A 5,418-nucleotide genomic window follows, 5' to 3' on the forward strand; every position below is an offset into this window, starting at 1 on the left:
GAAGGAAGCCTCGGGCGCCAACCTCACCGACAATCTGCGATATTCCATCAAGGCGCCGAATCTGCGCCGCGCCAAGACCATGTTCCCCCTGAGGATCCCCACCGGCGCCTGGCGCGCGCCGGGCGACAATGCCCAGGTCTTCGCCGCGCAGAGCTTCATGCACGAACTGTCGCTTGCGTCAGGCCGCGACCATGTCGAGTTCCTCATCGATGCGGCGAACCGCGACGTGCCCGAACTGGTGCCCAAGGACAGAACCGTCAACTTCAGCCCCAGGCGGGCCACAGACGTGATCAAGATGTGCGCCGACAAGGCAGGCTGGGGCAAGACGCTGCCGAAGGGCAGCGGCCTCGGCCTCGCCTGGTGCTATTCGCATGCCGGCCATGTCGCGCAGGCGGTCGAGCTCAGTGTCGATGCCAACAAGCGGATCAAGATCGATCGCATCCTGGTGGTGCTCGATGTCGGCCCGATCATCGACATGGCCGGCTCCGAAGCCCAGGCGCAGGGCGCGTCGACCGACGCGCTCTCCACCGCCATGGGCCTCAAGATCAACATCGAGAATGGCCGGATACAGGAGCAGAACTACAACGCCTATCCGATCCTGCGCATGCCTTTCGCGCCGATGACGATCGATCCCTATTTCATCCAGTCGGACAATCCGCCGACCGGCATGGGCGAACCCGCCTTCCCGGCCCTGGCGCCGGCACTCGGCAACGCCATCTTCGCCGTCACAGGAGTGCGGGTGCGCCGGCTGCCGCTGCGCGATCTGGGTTACTCGCTGGCGGTCTGAGGGATCGATGCAGGCATTGTAGAGCCAGCCGGTTTTACTCCTCAGTTCGCCGACGTCTCTATCGCCTGCGAGCCAGCGATGGCTGAGGCGAAGTCGCGATAGGGGCGCAGTGGGCGGCCCAGAAGTGCAGTCAGGCGCTCGACGTCGCCGGCCTCAGGCAGCATCCCGTCGGTGAAGAAGCGCTCGCCCATCAGGCGCATGTCGTAGGCCATCCAGGCGGGCAGGAACTGCTTGAGATTTTGCTCAAAGCCTTCCGTATTGTCGCCGCTGTAGCTGATCGTGCGGGCGAGCACGTCGGACCAGATGGCGGCGATATCCGTCCCCGTCAGCGTCTGCGGGCCGACGAGGTTGATCCGGTCGAGCGCAAGCGGCTCTGCGGACTGTTCGCGGCGCAGCAGCTCAAGGGCGGCGATCTCGGCGATATCACGGGCGTCGATCATGGCGAGACCCTTGGCGCCGATCGGCATTGGGTAGGTGCCGTAGCCGGTGATGATGTCTTCGACCATCAGATCGTTCTGGATGAAATAGGCCGGGCGCAAGATCGTAGCCTTGAAGCCCATCTGTTCTATCATTCGCTCGACGCCGAACTTGCCCGCGAAATGCGGCACGTTCACATAGACGTCGGCGTGGATCACCGACAGATAGACGATGCGCTCGATGCCGGCCGACCGAGCGACGTTCAGCGCGATCAAGGCCTGGGTGAATTCGTCCGGCACCACGGCGTTCAAGAGGAACAGGGTGGAAACGCCTGACATGGCTTTGCGCAGCGAATCGACGTCGAGAAAGTCGCCTTGCACGACGGATACTCCTGCCGGGAAGCTGGCTTTCGAGGGATCGCGCACGAGAGCACGGACATCGGCGCCGCGCTTGACGAGGTGTTCGACGACTTGGCGGCCGATATTGCCGGTGGCGCCGGTAACGAGAATGGTCATGGAATTTCTCCTGTTGGGTTGCTTGACACCTCCAATATGTGTGGCTCACTGAGAGCCCAATAGACGGAGATTTTAGACGCACTGTCTCACTGGTGGAACACTCATGGATCTTCTTGCCCTCGCCGATTTCAATCTCGTTGCCCGCCATGGTGGCTTCGGCAAAGCGGCAAGGGCCACCGGCCGGCCCAAGGCAACGCTGTCCCGGCGTGTTGGAGAGTTGGAAAGCAGCCTCGATCTGCGCCTGTTTGAACGGGGTGCGCGTAACCTGAAGCTGACCGAAGAAGGACGGGCGCTCTTCGAGCGGACGGGGGCGTTGCTCGCCGAACTGGACGAGACGGCTTCGGCGATTGCCTCGGGCGGTCAGAGTCCCAAGGGCAGGCTGCGGATCAGCGCACCTTTGCATTTTTCGCAGACCGCAATGGGCAGGATCGCCGCGGGGTTTGCCCTTAAGTATCCGGAGGTGAAGCTTGAAATGACGACTGAGGACCGGCCTGTCGACATGATCGAGGAAGGCTACGATCTGGTAATCCGGGTCAATCCTGATCCCGACGAAAGCCTGGTCGGACGCGCGTTTCTCCGCGACCGCCTGGTTGTTGTGGCGAGCCCCGACCTCCCTCGCACGACCGGTGAGCGCGCCGCTCCCGGCGTTGCGCGCGGGGCAAGCGAACTGCAAACATGGCACGTGAAGACGCAAGGTGGCCGGGCAACAATTACAATCGAGCCCGTCCTCGTTTTGTCGACGCTCATCATGGTCCGGGATGCCGTGCGAGCCGGCGTCGGCGCAGGACGGCTTCCCATTTCGTTGGTGGCCCACGACCTGGCTGACGGCACACTGGTGAATTGGGGGGACATTGACGGCCCCGAAATCTCACTATGGACGCTCTACCCATCGCGGCGACTGCTCAGCGCGCGCGTGTCGGCGTTCCTGGACTTTCTAAAACAGGCCTTCCCGAATGGCACGCCGGACGAACTGGCCGCCTACATTGGCAGGTGATGACCGAAACGCTTTCGGGCGCAGAGAATCCCAGGCAACAAAACAACGAAAGCTCGCCCTGGCTCCATTCTGAAGTCATTGCTCGACGCTCGACCGTAATTTGATCAGGCTGCGCCGAAGCCAGGTGCGCATCGTGTTGAGCGGCACGTTGTGACGCTTTGCAAGCTCAGCGTAGGAGATGCCGTCCTGATATGCGCCCCTGATCGCTGCTGCTTTTTCCGTGCTCAGATTGTCGATGCATCGGTCAAGACGGGCCGTCTGGTCACTCACAATCATCAGTTCCTCGGCCCACGGTGTGGTGTCGGCTATTTCGCCCGCGGCCGCCAGATCGACAGATGGAGGGCGGCGCGCTCTGATAAAATCGATCGAGTGATTGCGCGCAATCGCCACAAGCCAGGAGATCGGGCTGAGTTCCGAGACCGCATATCGATCAGCCTTGGTCCATATCTTTACGTAGACTTCTTGCAGCGCTTCCTCGGCTTCCCCTTTGTCGCCCAAAATACGCAGGCATACACCGAACAATTTCGCGCACGTATGCTTGTAGAGCAGATCGAACGCCGCTCGATCGCGCATGCCTGTTCGCAAGATCAGTTTTGTTATGTCGTCTCGTGTCAGCATGACGCAGCCCTCCTCCCAAGCGGCTCCTGTCCTCCAGCCATTTCGACCTATGCGCCTTGGGCAGGATGGGAGGAGACGTCGCGACTAACCCGAGGCTCCTTTTGAACAATATCGGCCTTGCGCGCCCGACCGCGTCCCCAGCAAGCGTCGCCCGGAGGAACCGACGCTGGCAGTTGGTCTACCGACGAACGCCAGCGCTGATCGATTTTCTCCAGCGCGGCTTCATCGAAATCCGACGCGTGTTCCCAGTACCTTCCATGTTCAACGAGATAGCCGAGTTCAGCCTCGAGTGTGTCGGCGCTCTCGATGGAAATCGGATCGATGGCGCCTTCAAGCATCGCTTTGAGCGCCTTGAACCGAACCGAGGTAAGTCGCTCGATAAACCTCAGGTTTACCCGCGGTATGGCAAGACGACTTTCAGGAAGGTTTGAAAGATTCAGACAGACTGTTCCGCAACGCAGGGCCTTGGCGAACAGCCTTCCAGACTTCGCCTCCAAGTCCCTCAACGTCACGTCGTCGCGTAGCGGGTCAGCTGTTCCAACGCCATAGAAATGCGTGGGCGCGTTTTTGGGATAAATCATATCACACCCCAGGAACGCTATCACATCAGGCTGGAGAGCCTTCAGGACCCAATAGGCCGCGGTGAAGGCCATTGTGCCACCCGCATAGACAAAACCACCGAATGCGTTCTGGGCAGGGACAAAGGCATCCGATTTTACGATCGACGCGGCTCGGGGACGTTGGTCGCTCGGCAGGCGTTCATCAGGAAAGTCGTCGGGGTGAATCAGATAGTCCCAGTCGGACCGCACTCTCCAGGCGTTGTTGATGACGACAATCGAGGAAAACGCCGTCCGAAGCCAATCCCTGCATCGAACCGCGTCCGGGCCGCTGCCAACGATCAAGACAATATTTGGCATGTCAGGCCCCCTTCCTGTTTGCATCTTGGATCAGTGTGCGCCGACTGGCCGTGAACTTCTGCCCGACACCCGCATGCCTGCCTCATTATGCGTTGCCATCGGAGCACAGGGTTCTGACCATTTCCGTTGCGATACGGTTGCCGGCGCGAAATGGATCACAGCTCGCGACTAAAAACTGATGGGCTGATCGGACAAAAATGATCGGAAAGTCAGAAGTCGATCAAATCAGTGATCCAAAAGACCGCCTGCTGCGTAATGGTCTAGTGAAACCCGTAACGCTGCCTTGCCAGCCGGAGCAGGATAGAGCGTATAGCAGAGCGATGGTGGAATTCGATCCAGCCCGGCTAATCATGCGTGTCGCGGCAAGCCAGGATCGCGACGCGTTCGCGGCACTGTTTGAACATTATGCGCCGCGCATCAAGGCGATGATGATGCGGCGCGGTGCAAGTCGCGATCGTGCTGAAGATCTGGCGCAGGAAACATTGATCAGACTTTGGCGCAAGGCTGCACAATATGATCCCGAGCGAGCGACTGCGTCGGCTTGGGTCTATGCGATTGCCCGCAATATCAGCGTCGACGAGAGTCGCCGCGAAGGCCGCGCCACTGCATGGATCGAGGACGATGGCATGCCGGAAGAGGAAGACAAAGACGAGCCTGAGAGTCGACTTCTCGTCGCCGAGCGTGAAGCTCACGTCAGGTCGTCGATAGTAGCACTGCCGGATGAACAGTTGCGCGTCATTCGCCTCTCATTCTTCGATGGCCTTGCGCACGGCGAGATCGCAAATCTCCTCGGCATCCCGCTGGGCACCGTCAAGTCGCGGATCAGGCTTGCCCTGCAAAGGTTGAGAGACAGAGTTGGTGAGCTGAAATGACTGATGCCATTGCCCATCATCCGACCGACGAGACCCTCGCGGCCTTTGCTTCCGGCACGCTTGATGAAGCGCGCGGGCTTGTCGTTTCGATGCATCTGTCTTTGTGCGCCGCCTGCAGCCGCAAGGTGGGCGGGTACGAGGCGATCGGTGGCCAGCTTCTTGAACAGGCAACACCGGTGTCATTGGAGCCAGATGCGCTGCGCAATGTGTTGCGCCTGATCGAGAAGAACTCCGCGGCCGCCGACAAGGAGCCGGAAGAACCGCTTGGCCGCTATCAGCTTGGGCCATGGCGTTGGGT

At 60.4% G+C, this 5,418-nt stretch carries 7 protein-coding genes; 4 read left to right on the top strand and 3 right to left on the bottom strand.

The genetic code is table 11. The features are described 5' to 3' along the window. Window positions 1–787, top strand: a 787-nt coding sequence (locus tag AC1DX0_RS30425; protein WP_477358134.1) for a molybdopterin cofactor-binding domain-containing protein, incomplete at its 5' end; no start/stop codon positions are given. A gap of 41 nt (window positions 788–828) precedes the next feature. On the opposite strand, the gene AC1DX0_RS30430 is transcribed toward AC1DX0_RS30425, so the two are convergent. Beyond that, the gene (locus AC1DX0_RS30430) at window positions 829–1,719 is read right to left on the bottom strand and encodes an SDR family oxidoreductase (protein WP_477223441.1); all 891 of its coding nucleotides are present in this window, start codon (window positions 1,717–1,719) and stop codon (window positions 829–831) included. A gap of 103 nt (window positions 1,720–1,822) precedes the next feature. Here AC1DX0_RS30430 and AC1DX0_RS30435 point away from each other — a divergent pair, with 103 nt between their 5' ends. Next, the gene (locus AC1DX0_RS30435) at window positions 1,823–2,713 is read left to right on the top strand and encodes a LysR family transcriptional regulator (RefSeq protein ID WP_477223442.1); all 891 of its coding nucleotides are present in this window, start codon (window positions 1,823–1,825) and stop codon (window positions 2,711–2,713) included. A 75-nt stretch (window positions 2,714–2,788) separates the two neighbouring features. Here AC1DX0_RS30435 and AC1DX0_RS30440 read toward each other — a convergent pair whose 3' ends face one another. Together AC1DX0_RS30440 and AC1DX0_RS30445 are read right to left on the bottom strand one after the other, a co-directional pair. Further along, window positions 2,789–3,328, bottom strand: coding sequence for a sigma-70 family RNA polymerase sigma factor (locus tag AC1DX0_RS30440; protein ID WP_477223580.1), 540 nt, complete (start codon window positions 3,326–3,328; stop codon window positions 2,789–2,791). A 50-nt stretch (window positions 3,329–3,378) separates the two neighbouring features. Further along, a complete protein-coding gene (locus AC1DX0_RS30445) occupies window positions 3,379–4,248 on the bottom strand; it encodes a hypothetical protein (RefSeq protein WP_477223443.1) in 870 nt (289 codons plus the stop codon). Between the two features lie 197 nt (window positions 4,249–4,445). Between AC1DX0_RS30445 and AC1DX0_RS30450 the strand changes: the two genes are divergently transcribed. Together AC1DX0_RS30450 and AC1DX0_RS30455 are read left to right on the top strand one after the other, a co-directional pair. After that, window positions 4,446–5,120 carry a sigma-70 family RNA polymerase sigma factor gene (locus tag AC1DX0_RS30450; RefSeq protein WP_477223444.1) on the top strand — a complete coding sequence of 225 codons (675 nt, stop codon included), beginning with the start codon at window positions 4,446–4,448 and terminating at the stop codon, window positions 5,118–5,120. Next, window positions 5,117–5,418, top strand: a 302-nt coding sequence (locus AC1DX0_RS30455) for a cupin domain-containing protein (protein ID WP_477358137.1), incomplete at its 3' end; no start/stop codon positions are given. The genes AC1DX0_RS30450 and AC1DX0_RS30455, both read left to right, overlap by 4 nt.

The organism is Mesorhizobium sp. P3_A9, assembly GCF_056402975.1.

Coding starts and splice junctions, on each gene's coding strand:
- AC1DX0_RS30435 (WP_477223442.1), top strand. CDS start 1,823: ATGGATCTTCTTGCCCTCGCCGATTTCAATCTCGTTGCCCGCCATGGT.
- AC1DX0_RS30430 (WP_477223441.1), bottom strand. CDS start 1,719: ATGACCATTCTCGTTACCGGCGCCACCGGCAATATCGGCCGCCAAGTC.
- AC1DX0_RS30450 (WP_477223444.1), top strand. CDS start 4,446: ATGATCGGAAAGTCAGAAGTCGATCAAATCAGTGATCCAAAAGACCGC.
- AC1DX0_RS30445 (WP_477223443.1), bottom strand. CDS start 4,248: ATGCCAAATATTGTCTTGATCGTTGGCAGCGGCCCGGACGCGGTTCGA.